Genomic DNA, 22,563 nt, shown 5'->3' on the forward strand with positions numbered 1-22,563 from the left:
CAGCCAGCGTGATGCATAATCGTCGTATGCCATCGGCCGGTTAACATAAGTCGTGATCAGGCGGCGAGTCTTCCAGAGAAAAACTTCTTAACTCTATGATAGTTAATGGATAACGCCTGTGTGTATCAACGGATGGAAAGATTAACTGGCCACTTTTTTTACTTTCCGAATCTGACGTCGTGAGTCCAGAGCGATAAGTATCACTGACGAAAGAATCAACAGAGTACCAAGCCAGTCCGGTAATGAAAAGGTGATGCCCAGAAATAAGAGTGAGAGCAGTGCGCTGCTTAGAGGTTCGGCACAGCCAAGAATGCTGGCTTTGGTTCCTCCTGTCAGCTGTGCACCATGTAAATAAAGGCTGAAGGTTAATGCCGTGCCGATGACCACCAGGTAAAAGAAAGCCAGCAGAAGATGACTATTGAGCATGATATTACTGCCCGGCATGCTATGGAACGGCAGGAATATTATCCCGCCCAGTAACATGCTCCAGCCGACGACAGGCAGCGTGCCATAACGCGCGATAAGCGTGGAGGGATAAGTGGTATAGAACGCACCGGCAAAGGCTGATGTGATCCCCCAGTAGAGTGCGGAGGGTGAAATAGATAGCGTCGCCGGGTTACCGTGGGTGACGAGCAGAAAAGTGCCCACTAACGAAGTGATAATCGCCACCAGCACCAGCCAGGTCGGCCATTTTTTGCGCGTCAGGGCGAACCAGGCAACGATAATCGTCGGTGACAGAAACTGAAGTATGGTCGCCATAGCGGCGTTTGATCGCTCGACGGTCATCAGAAAGGTGAATTGCACTGGCAGTGCGCCGAACAGAGAGAAGATCAGCAGATGAATCACATCCCGGCGATTTTGCAGGATACGAAAAATTTTTTCATTGTGAACACAGGAGAGCATCAACAGGATAAGCCCCGCGAATAGCAGCCGGATCATCGTCAGCACCGGCGATGCTATCTGACTTTGTTGCATAATATATTGTGCGCAGACGCCGGAACTGCCCCACAGTACCGCCGCTACCAGCACATATATTATCCCTTTTTTGCTGGGGCTCATCTCTTTCTCAACTGCAATATGACCAGACAGAGATCATAGCATGTACCACAGCGGATCGCTGGCAGTGATGAGACGCCAAAAAACCCTCATGAGTGCGCCCTAATTACGGTGACGAAACGCTTGACGGACGATGACTTAGTGTCTGGCGAATATATCCCCCGTTTTCTGCCAGCAAGGCCTGGGCTTCGCTGGCGCTTAAATGCGCCAGTAGCATCACAATGGCGGTTTTACAGTGATTATCGCAGGCAGCGAGGGTGCTGCTGGCGGTGTCACGGCTGCACTCTGTGGCGGCCATCACAATCGATATCTGACGCTCAATCAGTTTCGCATTGGTGGCTTCGACATCAACCATCAGATTACCGTACACCTTGCCAATCCGAATCATCGCGGCGGTAGAGATCATGTTCAGCACCATTTTCTGTGCTGTTCCGGCTTTCAGGCGGGTCGATCCGGTGATCACTTCCGGGCCAACTATCGGGGTGATCGCGACATCGGCGAAATCGACCATTTCACCCTGTGGATTGCAGCTAACAATCGCCACGAACGCATGCTGGTGGCGGGCATATTCTAACGCGCCGATCACATAGGGGGTGCGCCCACTCGCCGCGAGACCAATCAGCACATCGCGATGACTAAAATGAATATTTTGTAAATCACGGGCCCCCTGTGTCTTATCATCTTCGACATTTTCGACCGCGTGAAAGAGTGCGGCTGGGCCACCGGCAATGATAGCGGTGACCTGTTCCGGACGTGTTCCGAAAGTAGGTGGGCACTCACTAGCATCGAGAACGCCCAGGCGGCCAGATGTGCCTGCGCCAATGTAAATCAGACGTCCCCCGGCCTGTAAAGCCTGCGCTACCTTCTCGACCACTTCTGCAATCTGTGGCAGATAAGGCGTAATAGCGTGAGCGACGTGCTGATCTTGCTGGTTAATGAGGGTCAGCATCTCAACGGTCGGGAGTGTGTCAATATGGCTGCTATCCGCATTACGCTGCTCTGTCGGTAGTGTATTCAGATCGATATGCATAAAAACCTCGTTATTCACAGCGCCGGGGCGGTTGGCTTACGGCTGCTTCGCGACAGGCGTCAGCGGGGATTTCTGCAGACCAAAGAGCAGCGCGATCAGATAGCTTACTGTAATAGCGAAACTCATTTTCACCATCGTCTCCCCGCCGAGTCCAGACAGTGGGGCGGCGATACCTCCACAGATAAACATCAGCGTGCCCATCAGTGCCGATGCGCTACCCGATTGTGTCTGACTGACTTCACACATCGCTTTTGAGCCAGCAACCGTACTAATACCACTCATTAATGAAACCGTGAAGAACAGGCTGATAAGCGCTAAACGTGGCAATGTCTGCCAGCTAAACAGCAGTGTCAGCAGCGCGCATAACACCGCCAGACTCAGGCCGTATCGCAACAAGAGATCGGGCTGAAAGCGGCGGGAAAGACGGGAAAAAATCTGCGCCATAATGATAAGCCCGATACCGTTAACGCCAAACAGCAGGCTAAACTGCTGGGCATTCATGGCATATTCATTCTGAATCACAAATGAGGATGAGCCAATATATGAAAATAGCCCGGCCATCATAAAGGCCTGAATCAGGCAGTAGCGTATAAAAGGACGATTTTTAACAATCGGGGTATGGTCTTGCGACGAATGGCGGCCACGATTTTCTTCAGGTAGCGTTTCGCGCAGGATCAGCAGACAGAGCAGTAACAGCACCCCACCAGCTCCGGCCATAACCCAGAACAGTGTTTGCCAGTGGAAGGCGGTAATAATATAGCCGCCTAACAACGGCGAGATCACCGGCGCAATCCCATTGACGGCCATCAGCAGGGCGAAAAACTGAATCAACAAGGTGCCCTGATATTTATCACGGGCGATTGAGCGCGAGAGCACAGAGCCACCGGAACCGGCGAAACCCTGAAGAAAGCGCCAGGCGATCAGACTCACCATATCATGCGTCATTGCGCACATCGCCGAGGAGAAAATAAACAGCACCAGTGACAGGATCAGCGGTTTCTGGCGACCCACGCGATCGCTCAGTGGGCCAAAAAAGAGCTGACCAAGCCCCAGCCCGATGAGTGCCGCTGTCAGCGATAATTGCGTTTGTGTACTGGAGGCGTTCATCTGCCGGCTGATATCGGGCAGAGCGGGCAGATAGAGATCAGTACACAATGGGCCGATTGCGGTTAGCAGGCCCAGAGTAATGACCCACGAAAGGGAAATGCGTGGCATAGAAACTCCTTGCGTATGCGACGGGTTGGCGGCTGACCTGTTACCAGCAACAGAGGACGGATTCAGACATGCCGGTTTCTGTGGTTATCTGTAGCAGCATGGCGATGAGGACATCTTGTTTTGTTGTGGTCAGGATTTAGAGCCTGTTGATATAGATAGTGTATGAGCTATTTTATTCTATTTTTTTCACAAAGGTACGCTCTCTGTTACGGCTGATCGCGATGTTATTTGGCGTATTTAGCCGATAGATGATTTTATTTCCTGTTGCGCTGTTTGTTGTTTAAAAGCTAACCATAACATGGTTATAGTTTGCTAAGCAGGCTATTTAGGCTCTGCTCAGTGCTCGAAACGTGTACGCAGCGGTTTCCAGACAGGCTACGCCTGATGGGATGGACGCTAATAATAACTACTATGGGCTAACAGGAAAAAATGATGAAATTATGTGTACAGGCTATTGTCGCGATAATCATGTCAATAGCGTTACTGGCAGGTTGTGACCAGAAAAGTGACGATGTTAAACAGATTAAAGTCGGTGTCATTAACGGCGCGGAGCAGGATGTCGCAGAAGTAGCGAAAAAGGTGGCGAAAGAGAAGTATGGGCTTGAGGTCGAACTGGTGGGATTCAGTGGCTCACTGCTGCCGAATGAAGCGACCAATGCGGGCGATCTGGATGCCAATGTTTTCCAGCATCGCCCCTTTCTGGCACAGGACAACAAAGCGCATAACTACCATCTGGTGGCTATCGGTAACACGTTTGTCTTTCCCATGGCAGGTTACTCGCGCAAAATAAAGTCGGTGGCGGCGCTGAAAGAGGGAGCGACGATCGCCATTCCAAATGACCCGACTAACCTTGGGCGTGCGCTGCTGTTATTACAGAAAGAGCAGCTGATCACACTCAATACTGATAGTGGGTTACTGCCCACCGTCGTCGATATCATCACCAATCCGCACCATCTGAAAATCATGGAGCTGGAAGGTGCGCAGCTACCACGCGCTCTTGATGATCCGCAGGTGGACGTGGCGATTATCAGTACCACCTATATTCAGCAAACCGGGCTATCACCGGTACGGGATGGCATTTTTATTGAAGATAAAAACTCACCTTATGTGAACATCATCGTGGCGAGGGAAGAGAATAAAAATGCGGAAAATGTGCAGACGTTTATGCACGCCTATCAGTCGCCGGAAGTGGCGAAAGCCGCAGAGACCATTTTTAACGGTGGCGCAGTAGCGGGCTGGTAAACACGATAAATGGCGTGTAACACGCCATTTATCAGCCAGGAAAATTTATCGTGGGCTTCCGAGCGGGATCTCAGGATCGGGCTGGTGAGTGATGCGATTGCGTAAATCTCTGCGGATGATTTCAATCGACCAGAACCAGACCAAATGGCCAAATATTTCAGAGACATTTTCATACCACGGCAGATCGAAAAGCGGTGGTGTGAGTCCCATCAATGGGAATGAGATCATATGGACAAAGAGCTGTGCCAGTGCACCGGCCAGTAAACCTTGCCATAACTTGATTTTGGGAAAGACTTCCGCCACCACACAATAGCCAACGGCAAAGACGACGGAGAATATAATGTGGGTGACCCCTACCCAGTTAAAGACATGGCCAGCAAAGGTGTAGACTGCGGAGTTCGGATCGGCCAGCCCCAGCCAGTCGCGCAGGAAAATATAAGGCGGATTGAGGAAATTGCGTGAGCAATCTATTTTATCCGCTGCCCGGATTAATGCTTCTGGCGCACAGGCGCTACTGAACATATCAAAAGGGCTGCGTGGCGGCAAAGGAACTTCCGCCCCCCACTTAACAAAAGCCGAAACGATACCAGCAATAAAACCCACAAAAGCCGCAACGCCATAGCGACGGCGTGATGGTGGTGTGCGTTCAAAAATATTCATTTTTTTGACCTTCTTAGCTAAATTAAATGCATTCGTGCCCATCTTAGCTTCTGCATATCGTAAAGTAAAAAAGTATGAATATTTTTATCTCCTGGCAAGACTTCACTTAAGATCATTGTTATGGTATTACCAAAGACATTACCGAAGCGGTAAAAACCGATCGCTTCAGGGTGAAATTGTTTTGCTATATCTGCCTCCTGGCTCTGACACCACGCCATCCCGGGCATACTGATCCCCTTTCATCTCATGTTAAAAAATTGCACGGAGAAGATATTATGGATAAAAAAATATTATTCGCCTCACTCATGCTCCTGTCGGGGAGTGCGTTAGCACAACCGCAAAACCTTGGTAAAGGTGAGGTTGACGTTTATTTCGTTCGTCACGGACAAACGATTTTTAATAAATATGATCGTGTCCAGGGATGGTCGGATACCCCCCTGACGGCGGAAGGCGAGCGTGTTGCCAGAGAGTTCGGCGTGGGTTCACGGACGATAAAATTTAAAAAATATTATTCCAGTGATCTCGGTCGGCAACAGGAAACATTATCACTGATAATGAAAGAGCATCGCACTAAAGTTAAGCCGACGGAATTACGTGAACTGCGGGAAGTTTTTTTTGGTGGTTTCGAAGGGTTACCCAATGATGTGATGAATAATGCCGCCGGGAAAGCAATGGGATTTAGCCGTGACGGTGAGATGTCTTCCCTGCGCGAAGAGGGCAAAATGCCGTTTGCTGACCTGACCAATGCCATCAGCAAAGTGGATGACAAACATGAGGCGGAAAAAGCCAGCCAGGTTAAAGAGAGAATGCAGTCTGCATTAAATCTCATTGTCAAACAGGCTTTACAGAATCGTGACAAAAATGTGCTGGCGGTCTCTTCCGGTATGTCGATTGGCATTATGATCTCTGATATGACAGAAGATCCGCTTAAAAATAAAGGCATGGGCAATGCCGGAGTGGTGAAAATCGAATACCGTAATGGTAAATATACGGTGACCAGTATCGGTGATATGCATTTTGTTGAGGAAGGAAGAAAAATAATCGCTAAAAAAGGAAAATAAAAGTCGCGATAATGTTCTGATAACGTTAAAAATGAAAAGTTATCATTATTTTCCTTAATTATTTAAATGATTCCTCTGCTGTTGAGGCAGTCAATAAAGAGAACCCCCGGTCACAAAGATTGCATTGTCACCGGGGTTTTGCCGCGATACCGTTTCAGCGAATGACGACCATCAGAGCTATTTTGCCTTCGGGCGGTGGCTGAAATCCTCACCTGCTATCCTGACGACAAAACCATAACAAGGAAATCGACATGTTACGAACACCTTTAACCAGCGCTGTACGCTGGTTAATACCGCTGATGGCATTCAGTCTGGCAGGCTGCGGGTTGACGCAGCGTGTCACCGACAACACGAAATCAGCATTTCATGATTTATTTTATAAAAATATTAAAGTGTTACACCTGGATTTCACAGCCCGTGAGACGCTGAATACCGATCCCCACCCGCTGTCTGAATCGGTGGTGATCCGTGTCTATCAATTGCGGGATCGCAAAACTTTTGACAACATGCGCTATCCACAGTTACTGAAAGACGGAGACATCATGCTGCATGCCGATCGGCTTGCGGGTCACGATGTGGTGGTAAAACCTGGCGGTGATGTGAGCCTTGATATGCCACTGGAAGAAGACACGCAATTTGTCGCCGTGGCAGGACTGTTCCGCCATCCTGATAGCGTTAAAAACAGCTGGAAGCTGGTCATCCGTCGCGATGAGCTTGATCCGAATAATCCGCGCATTCTGAATATCGACGATAACTCACTGACGCTGCAAGCGGTTAAGCAAGAATGACGGATAGAGGCATACAGCTCGAGTCAAGCATTCAGAAGCACAAAGACCAGCACTCAAAGAAAAATCTTTCCAAACAAATAACCGGAGCTGCCGCTCCGACTGGGATTCACTCATTACTCAAAGTAATCCATATCTAGTTTGGGCACTTTAACCAAACGGGAAGAAACACCGACTTCGTTCTCAATCATCAAATGAACCAGACGTTCGCCATCAACCAAAACCATGCCCTCAACAGAATGGGAAAAATCTCGCGCCTGAGAAGTAAAACCGGAAGTGGTGATAAACACACCACGTTTGGCCTTTTGTCCCGCCAGTGCACCATAAAACGCCTGGAGTTCTGGACGGCCAACTGTGTTCTGCCAGCGTTTGGCCTGTACGTAAACCTTTTCGAGTCCCAGTTTATCGAGCGAAATGATACCGTCGATGCCACCATCACCGGTGCCACCCACGCGTTGTAGGTCATCCCGATGTCCGCCATATCCCAGACGATGAAGAACATCTAGGACGATAACCTCAAAACGTGCCGGGGAGACTTGCAACAGATTTTCTAACAGCTCATCAGCAACCGCGTCCCGTAGCTCTTTTAACGCCTGATCAAGTCGATCATCCGGGCTGCTTTTTGCCAGCTCTTCCTGGTTCAGTACCGCTGGTCTTGGATCAAGATCGACAGCATCTGGCTGCTGTTTTAGCTTCACGTTCATGAAATTAAACGCCAGATGGTTCACTTCCTCGTCAGTGAGTGGCTGGGTATGGGCGTGAACCCAATTAACCCCTTCTGGCGTTAAGCACCACTTTCCTCTGGATAAGCTTTGCGATAAACCGGCTCGCTTCAGGCGGTCATGTGCCCAACCAGCCCGATTTTTATAAACTAACTGACCGCTGGCAATCACTTCTGCTCGCTGATTATCATCAAGATTAAGTGCATCAGCAGCGGCTTCGTGCGCATCGCGAGCCGGTACGCCATCGGGTTTACCAGCCAAGAAGCGGAGTACAGGTTCAATAAATTTATCGTAAGTAGGAACGGCCATAGAAACATCCCTGATAAAGGTTTTTGGTGAATCGATTGTTTAAACCAGCCATCTATAAATTAGTTGCTTGCTAAGCACTCTGGCATACTTCCATCACGCGATGGGAAGTGAGTATGTACACCATTGTTATCCATTTTACCGACTAGAGGAAAATATCACTCCCCACATCACAAATCAGAAAATATCATCCCCGCCATCCCATCTAATCGCTTCTTGGTCTTCTCCCAGTCCGGCATAACCTGTCCCATGAGCCGGTAGAAGCGTTCACTATGGTTATGCTCGGCCAGATGGCAGAGCTCATGCAGGATAACGTAGTCGATGCACTCACGGGGAGCCTTTAGCTTCAGCGAATCATCTTTATCAAAACGATCGATGACATTGCGCGTGTAAACCTGTTCATCCTGAGAGCCGACGTTATCTTGCCACCATTTGGTCACATCAGGGATACCAGATTCATCCACCTCGGTATTCCCTTCACGCGTGTCAGGCGAACTAATGACCACTGCAGACTCAAACAGCCCGGCTTCATCAAGATACTTTTTGTATTTGATTGCTGCTGCTTTACTGTCACAGGCGAGTTGCCCCTTCAAGCCATCGTCGATGTTTTTGACAAAATGGTTGGCGATATCCAGTGCAATAAGGTGGATGCGATCGTCAGCGTTATAGACCTGCCCTTTATTAGCAAACTTACGCTTCAAGTCGGCTTTTTGTTTATCCGTTAACCCCTCGGTGATACGGTCAAACCAGCTATCTATAGCTCGTTCATTAACGTTCAGCTCGGGCGGGCGCTCTTCGTAGAGAAGCGGGGTAACGGTCTTGTCCTCCACCGCACGCTGCATGGTGTAAGCATGAACGATGGGACCAAATTTATTCGTGGTCTTATCCTCTTTCAGCAACGGCGTACCGGTAAAAGCAACAAAGGCCGCGTTGGGTAGAGCCAGCTTCATACGTTGATGACTCTCGCCGCCGTGACTGCGGTGGCCTTCATCAATTAGCACAATGATATCGGGACTGGTATTCACGCACTCGGGCAGGCGGGTGGCCGTGTTAAATTTCTGAATCAACGAGAAGAGAATGCGCTCCGTACCCTTGCCTATTTGTTCGGCCAGACGCTTGCCAGAGGTGGCGATGGCATCGGTTTTATCCCTTTTACCGGCCAGTTCCCCGGTTGAAATAAAGGTGCGACTGAGCTGGTTTTCCAAATCGACGCGATCGGTCACCACGACGATGCGGCACTGCTTGAGAGTTTCACTCAGAATCAGCGCTTTGCTCAGGAAAACCATCGTCAGTGACTTACCTGAACCCGTGGTATGCCAGATAACCCCACCGTTGCGGCTGCCATCAGGGTTCTTCGTTTCGATACGCTGTAGCAGCCGTTTGATACTGAATACCTGCTGATATCGGGCAATGACCTTACCGGCTTTCTTATCAAACAGCGTGAAGAAACGAACCATATCCAGTAGACGTTCAGGTAAAAGCAGACTGATAAGCAGCTGGTCCTGGCCCGTTACAGCCAAATCGCCCGTTGTCGTCAGATTTTGATACCATTCCAGGCAGGCAACCGAACGGTGGCTGAAGATTGACTCCATCTGCTGTGCTGTGAGCTTGCGGTTTTTGATGGCAAACATCTCCAGATCAGAGATATCTTCTTCCCGCCATGTAGCCCAAAATTTGGTCGATGTTCCGCAAGTCCCGTAACGTCCATCATGGCCGTTTATCGACAATAAGATCTGGCTGTAGGCAAACAGTCGCGGAATTTCATCATGACGCTGGTTTCGCAGACTTTGAGAGATCCCCTCGTCAATAGTCGGCCCTTTTTTAGCATTGCCGTCCGGGCGCTTAGCCTCGATAACGACCAGCGGAATACCATTCACAAAGCAGATAATATCGGGCCTGCGTGCCTCAATGCCGTTAGCGCGTGTCACGCTGAACTCTTCGGTGAAAACAAAGCTGTTGTTCTGCGGGTTGTTCCAGTCGATCAACGATATAGTCGGGTTCGCCCGTTTGCCATCAATAAACTCCGTCACTGAGATGCCGTACAACAGGTGGTTGTACAAGTGCTCATTGGCGGTAATCAACCCTTGGTTTAATGCCGGGTTGTTAACTTCGGCAACCAAGCCATCAATCGCTTTTTCAGAAATGGCATGCTCTTTACCGGCAAAGATAAACGTCCTCTTAGCTAACTGTTCACGCAAAATCTGGTTCAAGACCACCTGATCGGCCTTGCCTGCTCGCGCGGACAAGGCTTGCTGAGGTGAAATATAGGTCCAGCCTAAATTACTCAAGAGAGCCAGCGCCGGGAGCTTGGCGCTATACTCTTCCTGGAATTTTGGCGCGATTTGCATGCTCATGATGTTCCCTTATCTTTATCGGCTTTCCAGTGCAGTAGCTCGGTAATATCCTTTTCACCCTCTGCCTCTTTTAACAAACGCCGCTGCTCTGCAAATCGTGCATATTCGCCCTGAGCTTTTTCATCTGCCATTTTCTTACTGACAGTGCCCGCGCCCTGGAGCACATGACGGTCGTTGAACTGCAAGAACTGATCCAGCTTCTCCTGCCAGTCCTGCAAAAAGACCTGCTGGCGGCGCAGTGCCTGATCTTCGGCATAGTCCAGCCACATATTCACTACACGGTTCAACTCACTGACCTCTTTCTGGGTCAGGTAGTTTTTAGCGACTGTGACATCGCCTTTTCGCACGTCATTGCCTTTATAGCTGGTGAGCCCCATATGAGGTTGGCTGGCATCTGCCCGCTGGTGGATTAGCTCAGCGGCTGTACGCCCGGTGCAGGCAAAGTGCAGCTTATTCTGGATGGTTTGAAAGAAAAGAGTCGTCTCTTTAAGAGACGGCTGGTAGTCAGCGGCCAGCGCGAAAATCTCCCGCACACGCAGATAGACGCGCCGTTCGCTGGCACGAATATCGCGGATGCGTTCCAGCATCTCGTCAAAGTAGTCGGGAACCACAGAAGAGCCGACGGGCGGATTCTTCAGCCGCTCATCATCCATCACAAACCCTTTAATCAGATATTCCTGCAAGGTTTGCGTGGCCCACTGGCGGAACTGAGTCCCCCGAACTGAACGAACACGATAGCCAACGGCCAGTATAGCTTCGAGGCTGTAGTGCTCTATCTCTCTGGAAACCTGACGCTTTCCTTCCTGGCGAACTATCCGGAATTTCCGGATAGTTGAATTTTGACCAAGTTCGCCTTCTGAAAAGATGTTGATCAGGTGCTCGTTGATGGTGCGCACATCTTTATCGTATAGCTCAGCCATCGATGCCTGAGTGAGCCAAAGCGTATCTGACTGAAATCGGCATTCAACACGTGCGCGACCATCCTCGCTTTGGAACAGCAGGAATTCACCTGCTGGAGGTTGAGGTAAGTGTTTATCAGTCATGCGGCCTCCACCTTTACCCGGCGTTTACCGGTGAGCAGTTGCTGCATCAGGGCTTTTTTTTCTTGTTTTAGGAGGGCTATTTTACACTGAAGTGATTTGATAGTTTGAGAGGAAATATGCAAGGCATCTGCAATAGCCTCCTGCTCTTCAAAGCTTGGAACAGGAACTTTTAACATCATAAATTCGCTTGGTTTTATATTCAACAAACCATTATTTCTAACGCCTGTATTTACAATCGAACCTAATTGCCGCTTCAAATAGTCCGCCTCAAAAAGATATTTAAAGTATCGATGACTACGGTAAGTGTCAAGACAGTTGTCACCCCTGTTTAATTTAAACTGCCTGTTTTTCCCGTTCCGGATTTAATGTTACCGGGCCCTCCGGCTGCCAGTTTCTTGTCTTCCCTGACCCGCGCTCCGGATGCGCTTTCTGTGCCTGACGATACAGTTCATCACGCTGTTTCAGCAGGGCCCTGTCTTCACCACGATGCCGTTCTGCTGGCGTGACATAGCGTATTCCACTGTGACGGTACTCTTCGTTATACCACCGGGTAAATTTCTCCACCCAGGTGCGGGCATCCTCCAGCGTCCTGAACCCCGATGATGGCCACTGCGGCACATACTTCAGCGTCCGGAACAGCGATTCCACATACGCATTATCATTACTCACCCGTGGCCGGCTGTGGGATGGTGTGATATTCAGCTCATGCAGTTTCACCTGCAGCGTCTGCGATTTCATCGCCGGACCGTTATCGGCGTGCAGGACCAGTGGCTGTCGCCAGCAGCCTTCCCGCATCACACTGCGCTGCATCAGGGCGGCTGCCTGTTCACCGCTTTCTGTCTCATGCACTTCGTAACCCGTGATTTTCCGGCTGTACAGGTCGGTTATCAGATACAGATAATACCAGCGGCCACTCACCACAGAGGGCAGCCAGGTGATGTTCCATGTCTACACCTGGCAGGGCCCTGTCGCCGTAAAGGTCGTCGGGGCGGCCACCTTCTGCCGCCGGGCCTGACGTCCCCGCCGGTGAACCTCGCCGGAACGACGCAGTATGCGGTAAAAGGTCGATTCACTCGCCAGATAAATGCCTTTGTCTGCCAGACGCGGCACGATTTGCGACGGCGGCAGACTGGCATATTCAGGCTGATGACAGGCCTCCCGTATCTGCTGCTCTTCCTCAGCGCTCAGGCGGTTAACCGGCACCGGCCTGACGGCCATCTTCCGGACTTTTTTGCCATCTTCTCCATGTCCGCAGACTCAGACTGACCTCCCGGCAGGCAACCCTGCGCCGGGCTCCGGCCGCGACAGTCTCATTAATCCACCGGATGAGCTGCTGGCGCTCATCCGCAGGCGTCAGTCGTCCCCGTCCGTTTCCCCGTAGTAATCCCTGAGCTTTTTTCGCAGTACCAGTATCGCTGCCGCCTCCGCCAGAGCTTTCTCCTTACGCACCAGCTCTCTCTTCAGTTGTTTAATCTCTTTCTGGCTCTGCTTCAGGGCCGCTTTATCTTCCGGCGCAGACGCCTGTAAAAAAGCCTGCTTCCACTGAATAATCTGTTCCGGATAAAGGCCATTTTTACGGCAGTATTCTGCCACTTCAGCCTCACTGAGTGTGGCGGTTTCGACTATCACGGCGAAGCGTGCTTCTGCTGACCACTGGTCGGTTGTTTTCTCTGCGCCGGGCACGGGCTTCCCCTCTGATTTGGCCTGATTACGCCAGTTACAGAGGGTAGCTTCGGATATTCCTTCCATTTGTGCAACAGTGGAAACCGTCATGTTGTAAGGAGGCAATAATTTAGCCAGTATCGCTGCTTTACGTTCAGGGGAAATACGTTTCATTTGTCACTCCATGCCCTCAGACTGATTTTTCAGAGGGGGTGACAACTATCCTGACACTGAGGGTCAGGGCTCATGAAGCCGGATATATGTTTGTGACTACATTGTCAGAAAAGATCTACCGGTGCTTGCATCGGGGTGGTGTCCATATAAGCCATTCAGGAAGAACATAATCAGCAGTAATTGCAGGTATTACAAGGGATTTACTTGAGACAGTGGCGTTCAGAAAAGGCGAACTGGCGGAAGATCACAGGAGTCGAACCTGCCCGGAGCCGCTGGCGGCCCCAACTGGATTTGAAGTCCAGCCACCTCACCGGAGATGACGATCTTCCGCACCTCGATTGCTACATGGAGGCCGATACATTATATATATTTTCAAACAGTTGCTATACAACAGAATACACTTTCTTAGTGTAAAAATTTCGTTTACAAAATATGAAATAATAGATAACAAGCATAAATCAAGCTGGTAAAATTGTCTTTGATTATTAAATAAATGAGAAAATAATTATATTATCAAGTAAGTTAATAATCAGATAATCATGCTAAAATCCTGGCCCATCAAACTATTTTAGTTGCCATTTTGGCCTTGGGCAGTGCCCGAAATCCTCATGTACTTCCTGTACGTGGCGGCCCGTGTCCAGATTGGTTTTGTCAATAACGCCTGGTGGGCCAGGCGCTAATATTCCCGCTCAGCCAGTGGCAGAACCATTAATTTTTCTCTGCCGGGAGAAATAAATTGAGCCCAATCGCAGTGAGGCCTCCCGCCGCGATACCAGAAGAAAGTAGATTTTTTAACCACTCGGGCATAAACTGCAGGATCTGTGGCTGTTGAGAAATACCGAGTCCCACCGCCAGTGACAGCGCGATTATCAGGATCGCCCGTCGGTTGAGCGTTTCCCGCGAGATGATGCGTACCCCGGAAGCGGCGATAGTACCGAACATCACCAGGGTGGCACCTCACAGCACCGGTTCCGGTATATGCTGAACAAAACCACTTACCGCCGTAAATAGACCGAGGATGATCAGCATCAGCGATACCACGAAACCAATATGTCGGCTGGCGACACCGGTGATCTGAATAACCCCGTTATTCTGACCAAAACAGGAGTTAGGAAAGGTGTTAAAAATAGCGGAAACGAATGAATTTAAACCATTAGCCAGCACCCCGCCTTTCAGCCGTTTCATATATAACGGCCCGGAAACCGGTTGTTCAGAAACATCCGATGTCGCTGTAATATCACCAATAGTTTCCAGCGAAGTAATCATAAATACCAGCATCAGTGGTAAGAGCAAATTCCAGTCGATACTCAATCCATAATAGAGGGGAGTCGGTATCATGATCAGCGGGTTTTCCGTCGGGGTGTTATCCACGGGCAACATACCGAGTAACCATGCGGCCAAATAACCCGCCGCCATCGCGATCATCAAAGAAGCAATACGTAGCCACGGATTGCGCTGGCGATTAAGAATGATGATCAATACCAGCACGATAGCGGCCAGTAACAGATTTTTCGGTGCACCAAAGGTATGGTCAGCGATAGCCGCATAACCGCCACCGATAGATGTCAGCCCGACCTGAATCAGTGACAGACCAATAATCATCACCACCACACCCGGGATCAGCGGAGTAATAATACGACGTGCCAGCGGTAATAATCGGGAGATAATCATTTCGGTACAACTGGCCAGCATCAGTGTGCCAAACAACGCGGACATCATTGTTGTCACATCGGCCCCTGCTGTTTTCAACGCCAGACCACCCATAATAAGCGGAGCGACAAAATTAAAGCTGGTGTCCTGGATAGAGAGTAAACCGGAACCAATAGGCCCCCAGGTTGTAATCTGAATAAGGGAAGCGACGCCGGAAGCGAACAGCAACATGCTAATAATATGTTGTGTATCCTGCGCCGGAAGCCCGAGCGCCTGACAGATTAACAGCGCCGGGGTAATCACGGCGACAAACATGGCTAACAGGTGCTGAAAAGCGGCGAACAGGGTTTGTGCTAATGGGGGACGATCTTCAAGATGATAGATCAATTCGCTGGTGGTGTTTTGTTTCACGGTTTCACGGATGGCATATCAACGGCTGCCGAAGGATTAATGGACATCACTCATCATCTCAGGGTGGCAAAGCCGGGATTTTATCGGACTGGTTATTAAAAGCAAACGTTTGTCATCATTGATTTAAAAAATAAGTTCGGTGAGGGTGCCGCTCACCGCGGATAGCCTGTGTAAAAGGTAACTGACGGGCATTTATTCCCGGTAAATAGATTGTTACCGGGAAGGGAAGTGTCATTACGCTTCGTGTTCATCCCAGTTCAGAACACGCTTTACCGCTTTTTTCCAGCCGTTATAGCGGCTGTTACGTTCTGTCGTTTCGATACCGGGATGGAATTGTCGTTCAATGACAGCTTTCTGCTGTAATTCATCCAGATTTTGCCAGAAACCGACAGCCAGACCTGCCAGATAAGCCGCACCGAGCGCGGTGACTTCACGCACCGCTGGCCGTTCTACGTAAGTACCGAGGATATCGGCCTGAAACTGCATCAGAAAATTATTCGCCACCGCGCCGCCATCAACGCGCAGGGCATGCAGACGAATACCGGAATCAGCCTGCATCGCTTCCAGCACATCGCGTGTCTGGTAGGCGATAGATTCCAGTGTTGCGCGAATAATATGGTTAGCGTTCACTCCGCGCGTCAATCCGAGGATGGCACCACGGGCGTAAGGGTCCCAGTATGGCGCGCCAAGCCCGGTAAATGCGGGCACCACATACACCCCGTTAGTATTGCTGACTTTACTGGCAAAGTATTCGGTATCGGCCGTATCATTAACCAGCTTCATTTCATCGCGCAACCACTGAATGGAGGCACCTGCCATAAAGACGGCACCCTCTAGCGCATAGTTCACTTCACCCTGTGGGCCACAGGCGATCGTGGTCAGCAAACCACGTGTTGAGGAGACCGCTTTATTACCGGTATTCATCAGCATAAAGCAGCCAGTGCCGTAGGTATTTTTCGCCATTCCTTCTTTGACACACAACTGACCAAACAGCGCCGCTTGCTGATCACCGGCGATACCGGAAATGGGAATGCGGGTGCCACCTTTACCCCCGATATTGGTCTGGCCATACACTTCAGAAGATTTACGCACTTCTGGCAACATTGAGCGCGGAATGTCCAGCGCTTTCAGGATCTCATCGTCCCAGTCAAGATGATGGATATTGAACAACATGGTACGCGAAGCGTTGGTATAGTCAGTGACATGTACACGTCCCTGCGTCATTTTCCATACCAGCCAGGTATCTACCGTACCAAATAACAACTCACCACGTTTTGCCCGTTCCCGTGCCCCTTCGGCATGATCGAGGATCCATTTCACTTTGGTCGCGGAAAAATAGGGATCAACCACCAGACCGGTCGTCTGGCGGATATAGTCTTCCATCCCGTCGCGTTTAAGTTGCTCGCAAATATCGGCAGTACGGCGACACTGCCAGACGATGGCGTTATAAATGGGCTTACCTGTTTCCCGCTCCCATATGATGGTGGTTTCCCGCTGATTAGTGATACCGATAGTGGCGATTTTATCGGAGCTAATATTGGCTTTTGCCAGCGCTTCAACCAGCGTCGAGCTTTGTGATGCCCAGATTTCCATCGGATCATGCTCTACCCAGCCAGGCCTGGGATAGATTTGCTCAAATTCGCGTTGTGAAACGCTGATGATACTGGCATCGTGATCCATCACCACTGCCCGTGAGCTGGTCGTCCCCTGATCAAGTGCAACGATATATTTTTTATCAGTCATCATAGGGTCTCGCTATCAGAACAAAAAAATCAACTTAGCGCCTGGTTCTGCAGGCGTTACTGGCACAGCCTTTTCTCGTCAGGCGATACAAGCCTGGAAAAATTAACCTGAAAAGCCCTGTTTCTACTGGCGGTAAAACAGTTATCGCGCATCAGACAGGGCATGATCTCTTTACAGCGAAGCATTCTGTTGCTGTGTCACCAGTGTATTTTTCTCTTTATCGACATCGGCGACTACGTTACAAGGTAAGTGGCGACTGATCAGATGACGATAACTAAGTGCGCCAATAGCGGCACCCACTACGGGCGCACAGAGAGGAACGAGGAAATAGGGAATATCTTTACCGCCAGTAAATGCAATATTGCCCCAGCCCGCCAGCCAGGCGAAAGCTTTGGGCCCGATATCACGCGCTGGATTCATGGCGAAGCCAGTCAGTGGCCCCATAGAGGCACCGATAGTCGCAATCAACAAACCGATAAGCAGCGGTGCCAGAGGGCCACGCGGAATACCATTACCGTCATCGGTCAGCGCCATAATCATGCCCATCAGAATAGCGGTAATCACCATTTCCACCATAAAAGCCTGGCTAAAACTGAGATGTGGATTGGGATAGGTGGAGAACACCGCCGCCAAATCGAGGCTGTCTATACTGCCTCGCACCATATCGTGGCTCTGTTCAAAGGCGAGGAAAAGATTGCTGTACAGGGCGTAAACTAATGCCGCCGCGCAAAAGGCACCGGCAAATTGTGCGATGATAAAAGGCAGGACTTTGCGCTTGTCAAAGCTGGCGAACAGCCACAGCGCAATAGTGACCGCAGGATTAAGATGTGCACCCGATACACCAGAGGTCAGATAAATAGCCAGAGCAACACCTAACCCCCAGATAATACTAATTTCCCACTGGCCGAAACTGGCCTCCGCCACATTCAGTGCAGCAACGCATCCGACACCGAAAAAGATCAATAATCCCGTACCGAAGAACTCTGCAATGCACTGGCCTTTCAATGTTGATGTCTGGCTCATAATGGAATCCTGAAGTAAAGTTATGATAATCGAATATCCCTGTCATTTGTCAGATCTTCTCTGTTGTCGCTGACGGTAGACAGGAACGCGGGTGGTCTTTTTTTGTATTGCCCTGATGCACCTCGAATGATTTTATGGAGAGAAAAGAAAGTCATTGGTCATAACATCGTCTTGCGAATATGGTGTTAATCTATCGTTAACAGGCATAAACAAGAAATAGCGAAATATAAATCTGTGTACCGCGTCAAGAAAATAGCCAACTGCATGTTGCATATGACATATCGTTAGCGTGACGGCGTGAATGGGGGCGTTATTTTTAACATATTAATTACAAAAAACAGTGAATTGCCGCCAGGTGCTGATAAATAACGCAGGTAAAGGGTGAAAAGTATCACCCGTCGCAACGGGCGCGGCTTGTCGCTGGACAGGCGCAGTATGGATTCATACAATCTTAGATCATTACTGTTGTACGCCCATTGCCGCTAAGAGCCTGGCCCACCAGGCGTTATTGACGCAGCCAGTCTGGACACGGACAGCGCGGAGAAACCGCAGCGTACAGGTCGTACCTGAGGATTTCGAGCACTGCCCAGGGCCAAAATGGCCAGTAAAATAGCCTAATGGGATAGGCTCTAAAGCGCCATCAGAGAGAAGGGACGAGATAGCTCGCTATCAACGCCTTGTCATTTCAGGAGAAATATGACGATGTCATTTGAAGTGTTTGAGAAATTAGAAACTAAAGTTCAGCAGGCGATTGATACCATCACGTTGTTGCAGATGGAAATAGAAGAGCTGAAAGAAAAAAATAATGTCCTGGAGCAAAATGTCAAAACTACACAGCATGACTGTGAAGAACTGGAACGTGAAAACAGCCAGTTGAAAGAGCAACAACAGAACTGGCAGGATCGGCTGCAGGCCTTACTGGGTCGTATGGAAGAAGAAGTCTGATTCTCTGACCCCTTTCCCCCTCTCTTGTTGCCGGAGAGGGGGTTCTGCCTCTTGATATGCCACTAAGTTATAGCCCATCTTTTTTTATTCTTTAATCATTTAATTGTCTTCTGTCACGCTTAATCCATCATAATCCGACAACCGTAGAGAAGGGCGTAATGAATAAATGGCGTGCAGGATTGCTTCTGTTGCTGGTATCGGCTAGCGTGTCAGCCAGAGATATCCAGTTATTGAATATCTCTTATGATCCCACCCGCGAGTTGTACGAACAATACAACAAAGCATTCAGCGCACACTGGCAGCAGCAAACCGGTGATAATGTCATTATTCGTCAATCACATGGCGGCTCGGGTAAGCAAGCGATATCCGTGATTAATGGTATTGAAGCTGACGTTGTGACCCTCGCGCTGGCTTATGATATCGACGCGATTGCCGGGCATGATCGTATTGCGAAAAACTGGCTGGATCGGCTGCCAGATAATTCAGCGCCCTATACCTCAACAATTGTCTTTCTGGTACGTAAAGGTAATCCGCAACATATTCAGGACTGGGATGATCTGATTAAAACAGGGGTGTCGATCATTACGCCCAATCCGAAAAGCTCTGGTGGTGCACGCTGGAACTACCTTGCTGCATGGGGCTATGCCCTGAATCTGCATGGCGGTCATCAGGCGAAGGCCCAGGCGTTTGTCCAGGCACTGTATAAAAATGTTGCGGTACTGGATGCCGGGGCGCGTGGGGCAACGAATACATTCGTTGAGCGCGGGATGGGGGATGTATTAATTACATGGGAAAACGAAGCCATGCTGGCGATACAGAAAACAGGCAACGATGAGTTTGAAATTATCATCCCCAGCGCGTCAATTCTGGCGGAACCGTCGGTATCGGTGGTGGATAAGGTGGCGGACAAAAAAGGAACCCGGCTGATCGCCGAAGCTTATCTCAAATATCTCTACTCACCGGAAGGCCAGGAGATCGCGGCGAAAAACTATTATCGGCCACGCGATCCGCTGATCGCACAAAAATATGCGGCGACATTCCCGCCGCTGAAACTCTTTACTGTTAACCAGCTATTTGGCGGCTGGCAGCAGGCGCAAAAAGAGCACTTTGCACATGGCGGCACTTTCGATCAAATAAGTCAGCCTGCGCAGTAAACGATCAGAGTATAAGTGGCCTTGATCCGGGAATTGAAATATATAATGATTCCCGGTTGATGAGCTCTTATTCAGACTATGAATAAAGATTACTCGGGAATCTTATATTTAAAGGCTTTAAATGGGTGATGTATTCAATGTGTTTATTTCGTCTCAAACATAATATTCGCGCTCAATAAAAGTACCAATGATCCTGTCATGCATTTCAAAAGATTTTGAGTACCCCAGAGTCTTACGATTCAGTCGCTTTAATCGGTTACGCAAATTCAGGTTTTCCCGTTCAATCCGCTGTGTATAAAGCTTACCCCTGATATGTTTTTCATCCGGCAGCAGATCATAAGCACTGAAGTTATCTGTACACCAGAAGGCAACATTAAAACCTGACAATAATTTCAGTAACCTGCGCAGTGTCTTTTTGCTTCTGCGTCCAAAAGTATGAGCAATAATTCGTTTGAGGCGAGGCTCCCATGCATACCACAGCCAGCGTTGCTGCTTTTTACTGCCGACAAAAGACCACATCTCATCCACTTCACAGATAAGCTGGATTTGCTGATTATCCAGCGGAAACGTGGTTACACATCGTGGGGCGAGTTTTTTAAAGTGCGGACAACGGCATTAATGCTGATATGCAGAGTCCTTGCGGTATCGCGGATACCCGCATTATTCATGGCAAGGTCAACAATTTGTTCTTTCATGCCGGGCAGGCAGGCACGGTAAGCGTAATCGATCTGGAAAGTACGGCAGCATGACTGACAGCGATAGCGCTGAAATCCAGCTTTGCCCAGACCATGCTTTTTAACGGGTTCAGTTTGTTGACAAAACGGGCATGTTACATCAATTTTAGCCATCTGGCGCACCGGTTAAAAAGAGTGATTATACAACATAATAAACACGTTGAATACATGACCCGAAATCCTCACGTACTACCTGTAGGCTGCGCCAATAACCAGGTGGGTCAGGCTCTGGGATGCCTAACGCATCGTCACAAACTCCTCTGCGGCGGTAGGGTGGATCGCCACGGTGTTGTCGAAATCCTGTTTGGTGGCTCCCATTTTCAGGGCAACGGCAAAGCCCTGTAATATTTCATCCATTCCGAAGCCGATACCATGAATGCCAACAATCTTTTCTTCCGCACCGACGCACACCAGTTTCATACAGCATGGCTGACGATGGGTGGTCACGGCGGTATACATGGCTGTAAAGGAAGATTGATAAATTTTCACCGCATTATCACCATACCGTTTCCGCGCCTGGGGTTCAGTTAATCCGACAGTGCCAATCGGCGGGTGACTGAATACCACGGTGGGGATATTGTGGTAATCAAGATGCTCATCGGCTTGGTGATTAAATAACCGTTCAGACAGTCGGCGACCAGCCGCGACCGCGACAGGTGTCAGTTCTACCGCGCCGGTGTTATCCCCTACGGCATAGATCCCCGCAGCGCTGGTATTCTGCCATTTATCAACCACAATATACCCCCGATCATCGGTTTTCACTCCAGCGGCGATCAGGTTTAAATCATCGGTGGCAGGTTGACGGCCAATGGCCCAGATCAGGCAATCTACCGTCTGACTGCGGCCATCTTCCAGAGTTAGCGTCAGGCTGCCATCACTGTTTTTGATCACCGATTGTGGAATGGCGTAGGTGTGCAACTGCGGGCCTTCAGTATCCATGATATCGAGCAGGGTGGAGACGATCAGCGGATCGAAGTGGCGTAAGGGTGCCTGTTTGCGTACAAACAGATGCGTTTCAGCCCCAAGGCTATGGAGAACTCCTGCCAGTTCAACGGCGATATAACCCGCACCCACGATGGCTACCCGTTTCGGTAGCGCTGGCAGGGCAAAAAAACCATCGGAGTCAATGCCATATTCAGCACCGGGGATCGCTGGCCGACTGGGATAACCCCCGGTTGCGATCAGGATATGATCGGCAGAGATCGTGAGGTTATTGACTGCAATCGTGTGACTATCGATAAAACGGGCGTAGCCGTTGATAACATCCACCTTGTTTTTGGCCAGTCCGTTATGGTAGGCGCTGTGAATGCGGTCGATATAAGCGCTACGGCTGGCGATCAGTTTGTCCCAGTCGAAGTGGTTTAGGGTGACGTCAAAGCCGTAATCGGGGCCATACAGGGTCAGCGCATCATGGATCTGTGCCGCATGCCACATCACTTTCTTCGGCACACAACCGACATTGACGCACGTGCCTCCCAATAATCTGGCTTCAATCAGCGCGCATTTTTGCCCATACAGGGCGGCGCGATTGACAGAGGCAATACCACCACTGCCACCACCGATAGCGATGTAGTCGTAATGTTTGTGCATCAT

Annotated in this window: 20 protein-coding genes, 1 tRNA gene and 3 pseudogenes; 5 read left to right on the plus strand and 19 right to left on the minus strand. The window is 49.7% G+C overall.

What is annotated here, in order from left to right:
- Positions 1-141: 141 nt before the first annotated feature.
- The 3 genes from PT300_03450 to PT300_03460 all read right to left on the minus strand — a co-directional run bounded on the left by PT300_03450 (position 142) and on the right by PT300_03460 (position 3,301).
- Entirely contained in the window at positions 142-1,059 is a 918-nt protein-coding gene (locus tag PT300_03450; protein MDF7679715.1) for an EamA family transporter, read from the minus strand.
- Positions 1,060-1,162: 103 nt separating this feature from the next.
- Entirely contained in the window at positions 1,163-2,086 is a 924-nt protein-coding gene (gene murQ, locus PT300_03455) for an N-acetylmuramic acid 6-phosphate etherase (GenBank protein MDF7679716.1), read from the minus strand.
- A 36-nt stretch (positions 2,087-2,122) separates the two neighbouring features.
- Positions 2,123-3,301 carry a multidrug effflux MFS transporter gene (locus PT300_03460; GenBank protein ID MDF7679717.1) on the minus strand — a complete coding sequence of 393 codons (1,179 nt, stop codon included), beginning with the start codon at positions 3,299-3,301 and terminating at the stop codon, positions 2,123-2,125.
- A gap of 432 nt (positions 3,302-3,733) precedes the next feature.
- Here PT300_03460 and nlpA point away from each other — a divergent pair, with 432 nt between their 5' ends.
- Positions 3,734-4,543, plus strand: coding sequence for a lipoprotein NlpA (gene nlpA, locus PT300_03465; protein MDF7679718.1), 810 nt, complete (start codon positions 3,734-3,736; stop codon positions 4,541-4,543).
- Between the two features lie 45 nt (positions 4,544-4,588).
- Here nlpA and PT300_03470 read toward each other — a convergent pair whose 3' ends face one another.
- Positions 4,589-5,203: a YagU family protein gene (locus PT300_03470; protein ID MDF7679719.1), complete on the minus strand. Its 615-nt coding sequence runs from the start codon at positions 5,201-5,203 to the stop codon at positions 4,589-4,591.
- 17 nt (positions 5,204-5,220) lie between these two features.
- The gene (locus PT300_03475; GenBank protein MDF7679720.1) at positions 5,221-5,430 is read right to left on the minus strand and encodes a hypothetical protein; all 210 of its coding nucleotides are present in this window, start codon (positions 5,428-5,430) and stop codon (positions 5,221-5,223) included.
- Positions 5,431-5,478: 48 nt separating this feature from the next.
- Here PT300_03475 and PT300_03480 point away from each other — a divergent pair, with 48 nt between their 5' ends.
- On the plus strand, positions 5,479-6,264 hold the full coding sequence (locus PT300_03480) for a phosphoglycerate mutase family protein (GenBank protein MDF7679721.1): 786 nt from the start codon (positions 5,479-5,481) through the stop codon (positions 6,262-6,264).
- A 251-nt stretch (positions 6,265-6,515) separates the two neighbouring features.
- On the plus strand, positions 6,516-7,052 hold the full coding sequence (tssJ, locus tag PT300_03485; protein MDF7679722.1) for a type VI secretion system lipoprotein TssJ: 537 nt from the start codon (positions 6,516-6,518) through the stop codon (positions 7,050-7,052).
- Positions 7,053-7,165: 113 nt separating this feature from the next.
- On the opposite strand, the gene PT300_03490 is transcribed toward tssJ, so the two are convergent.
- The 12 genes and pseudogenes from PT300_03490 to PT300_03545 form a co-directional block, all read right to left on the minus strand.
- The gene (locus PT300_03490) at positions 7,166-8,080 is read right to left on the minus strand and encodes a restriction endonuclease (GenBank protein MDF7679723.1); all 915 of its coding nucleotides are present in this window, start codon (positions 8,078-8,080) and stop codon (positions 7,166-7,168) included.
- Positions 8,081-8,247: 167 nt separating this feature from the next.
- Complete coding sequence (locus PT300_03495; GenBank protein MDF7679724.1) at positions 8,248-8,427, minus strand: M48 family metallopeptidase; 180 nt, start codon at positions 8,425-8,427, stop codon at positions 8,248-8,250.
- Positions 8,419-10,431 (minus strand): annotated as a pseudogene (locus PT300_03500) (HsdR family type I site-specific deoxyribonuclease). The gene PT300_03495 and the pseudogene PT300_03500 overlap by 9 nt, the downstream one beginning before the upstream one ends.
- Complete coding sequence (gene rhuM, locus PT300_03505; protein ID MDF7679725.1) at positions 10,428-11,474, minus strand: RhuM family protein; 1,047 nt, start codon at positions 11,472-11,474, stop codon at positions 10,428-10,430. Before rhuM ends, PT300_03500 begins: the two are co-directional and overlap by 4 nt.
- Positions 11,471-11,731: a hypothetical protein gene (locus PT300_03510; GenBank protein ID MDF7679726.1), complete on the minus strand. Its 261-nt coding sequence runs from the start codon at positions 11,729-11,731 to the stop codon at positions 11,471-11,473. The genes rhuM and PT300_03510 overlap by 4 nt, the downstream gene beginning before the upstream one ends.
- A gap of 76 nt (positions 11,732-11,807) precedes the next feature.
- On the minus strand, positions 11,808-12,395 hold the full coding sequence (locus tag PT300_03515; GenBank protein MDF7679727.1) for an integrase core domain-containing protein: 588 nt from the start codon (positions 12,393-12,395) through the stop codon (positions 11,808-11,810).
- 27 nt (positions 12,396-12,422) lie between these two features.
- Positions 12,423-12,707, minus strand: a pseudogene (locus tag PT300_03520) (helix-turn-helix domain-containing protein).
- A 120-nt stretch (positions 12,708-12,827) separates the two neighbouring features.
- Complete coding sequence (locus PT300_03525) at positions 12,828-13,310, minus strand: transposase (protein MDF7679728.1); 483 nt, start codon at positions 13,308-13,310, stop codon at positions 12,828-12,830.
- A gap of 234 nt (positions 13,311-13,544) precedes the next feature.
- Positions 13,545-13,639 (minus strand) — tRNA-Sec (locus PT300_03530).
- A gap of 379 nt (positions 13,640-14,018) precedes the next feature.
- A pseudogene (locus PT300_03535) lies at positions 14,019-15,383 on the minus strand (uracil-xanthine permease family protein).
- A 222-nt stretch (positions 15,384-15,605) separates the two neighbouring features.
- Complete coding sequence (glpK, locus tag PT300_03540; GenBank protein MDF7679729.1) at positions 15,606-17,114, minus strand: glycerol kinase GlpK; 1,509 nt, start codon at positions 17,112-17,114, stop codon at positions 15,606-15,608.
- 171 nt (positions 17,115-17,285) lie between these two features.
- Positions 17,286-18,137, minus strand: coding sequence for an aquaporin (locus PT300_03545; protein MDF7679730.1), 852 nt, complete (start codon positions 18,135-18,137; stop codon positions 17,286-17,288).
- 696 nt (positions 18,138-18,833) lie between these two features.
- Here PT300_03545 and zapB point away from each other — a divergent pair.
- Both zapB and PT300_03555 read left to right on the plus strand, forming a co-directional pair.
- A complete protein-coding gene (zapB, locus tag PT300_03550; GenBank protein MDF7679731.1) occupies positions 18,834-19,082 on the plus strand; it encodes a septal ring assembly protein ZapB in 249 nt (82 codons plus the stop codon).
- A 158-nt stretch (positions 19,083-19,240) separates the two neighbouring features.
- Complete coding sequence (locus PT300_03555) at positions 19,241-20,236, plus strand: sulfate ABC transporter substrate-binding protein (protein MDF7679732.1); 996 nt, start codon at positions 19,241-19,243, stop codon at positions 20,234-20,236.
- Between the two features lie 153 nt (positions 20,237-20,389).
- Here PT300_03555 and PT300_03560 read toward each other — a convergent pair.
- Positions 20,390-21,084, minus strand: a protein-coding gene (locus tag PT300_03560) for an IS1 family transposase (protein ID MDF7679733.1) whose coding sequence is annotated in 2 segments (ribosomal slippage) — positions 20,390-20,835 and positions 20,835-21,084 — 696 coding nt in all. Because the reading frame shifts where the segments join, the coding sequence is not laid out codon by codon here.
- A 123-nt stretch (positions 21,085-21,207) separates the two neighbouring features.
- Entirely contained in the window at positions 21,208-22,560 is a 1,353-nt protein-coding gene (gorA, locus tag PT300_03565; protein MDF7679734.1) for a glutathione-disulfide reductase, read from the minus strand.
- Between the last annotated feature and the right edge of the window lie 3 nt (positions 22,561-22,563).

The organism is Enterobacteriaceae bacterium ESL0689, from assembly GCA_029433525.1.
Lineage (GTDB): Bacteria > Pseudomonadota > Gammaproteobacteria > Enterobacterales > Enterobacteriaceae > JAQTIF01.

What these genes read in the sequence shown, in the direction of transcription:
- PT300_03525 (MDF7679728.1), bottom strand. Translation starts at nt 13,310, where the DNA reads ATGAAACGTATTTCCCCTGAACGTAAAGCAGCGATACTGGCTAAATTA.
- glpK (MDF7679729.1), bottom strand. Translation starts at nt 17,114, where the DNA reads ATGACTGATAAAAAATATATCGTTGCACTTGATCAGGGGACGACCAGC.
- PT300_03460 (MDF7679717.1), bottom strand. Translation starts at nt 3,301, where the DNA reads ATGCCACGCATTTCCCTTTCGTGGGTCATTACTCTGGGCCTGCTAACC.
- PT300_03470 (MDF7679719.1), bottom strand. Translation starts at nt 5,203, where the DNA reads ATGAATATTTTTGAACGCACACCACCATCACGCCGTCGCTATGGCGTT.
- murQ (MDF7679716.1), bottom strand. Translation starts at nt 2,086, where the DNA reads ATGCATATCGATCTGAATACACTACCGACAGAGCAGCGTAATGCGGAT.
- PT300_03480 (MDF7679721.1), top strand. Translation starts at nt 5,479, where the DNA reads ATGGATAAAAAAATATTATTCGCCTCACTCATGCTCCTGTCGGGGAGT.
- PT300_03490 (MDF7679723.1), bottom strand. Translation starts at nt 8,080, where the DNA reads ATGGCCGTTCCTACTTACGATAAATTTATTGAACCTGTACTCCGCTTC.
- gorA (MDF7679734.1), bottom strand. Translation starts at nt 22,560, where the DNA reads ATGCACAAACATTACGACTACATCGCTATCGGTGGTGGCAGTGGTGGT.
- PT300_03555 (MDF7679732.1), top strand. Translation starts at nt 19,241, where the DNA reads ATGAATAAATGGCGTGCAGGATTGCTTCTGTTGCTGGTATCGGCTAGC.
- tssJ (MDF7679722.1), top strand. Translation starts at nt 6,516, where the DNA reads ATGTTACGAACACCTTTAACCAGCGCTGTACGCTGGTTAATACCGCTG.
- zapB (MDF7679731.1), top strand. Translation starts at nt 18,834, where the DNA reads ATGACGATGTCATTTGAAGTGTTTGAGAAATTAGAAACTAAAGTTCAG.
- PT300_03475 (MDF7679720.1), bottom strand. Translation starts at nt 5,430, where the DNA reads ATGCCCGGGATGGCGTGGTGTCAGAGCCAGGAGGCAGATATAGCAAAA.
- PT300_03545 (MDF7679730.1), bottom strand. Translation starts at nt 18,137, where the DNA reads ATGAGCCAGACATCAACATTGAAAGGCCAGTGCATTGCAGAGTTCTTC.
- rhuM (MDF7679725.1), bottom strand. Translation starts at nt 11,474, where the DNA reads ATGACTGATAAACACTTACCTCAACCTCCAGCAGGTGAATTCCTGCTG.
- nlpA (MDF7679718.1), top strand. Translation starts at nt 3,734, where the DNA reads ATGAAATTATGTGTACAGGCTATTGTCGCGATAATCATGTCAATAGCG.
- PT300_03450 (MDF7679715.1), bottom strand. Translation starts at nt 1,059, where the DNA reads ATGAGCCCCAGCAAAAAAGGGATAATATATGTGCTGGTAGCGGCGGTA.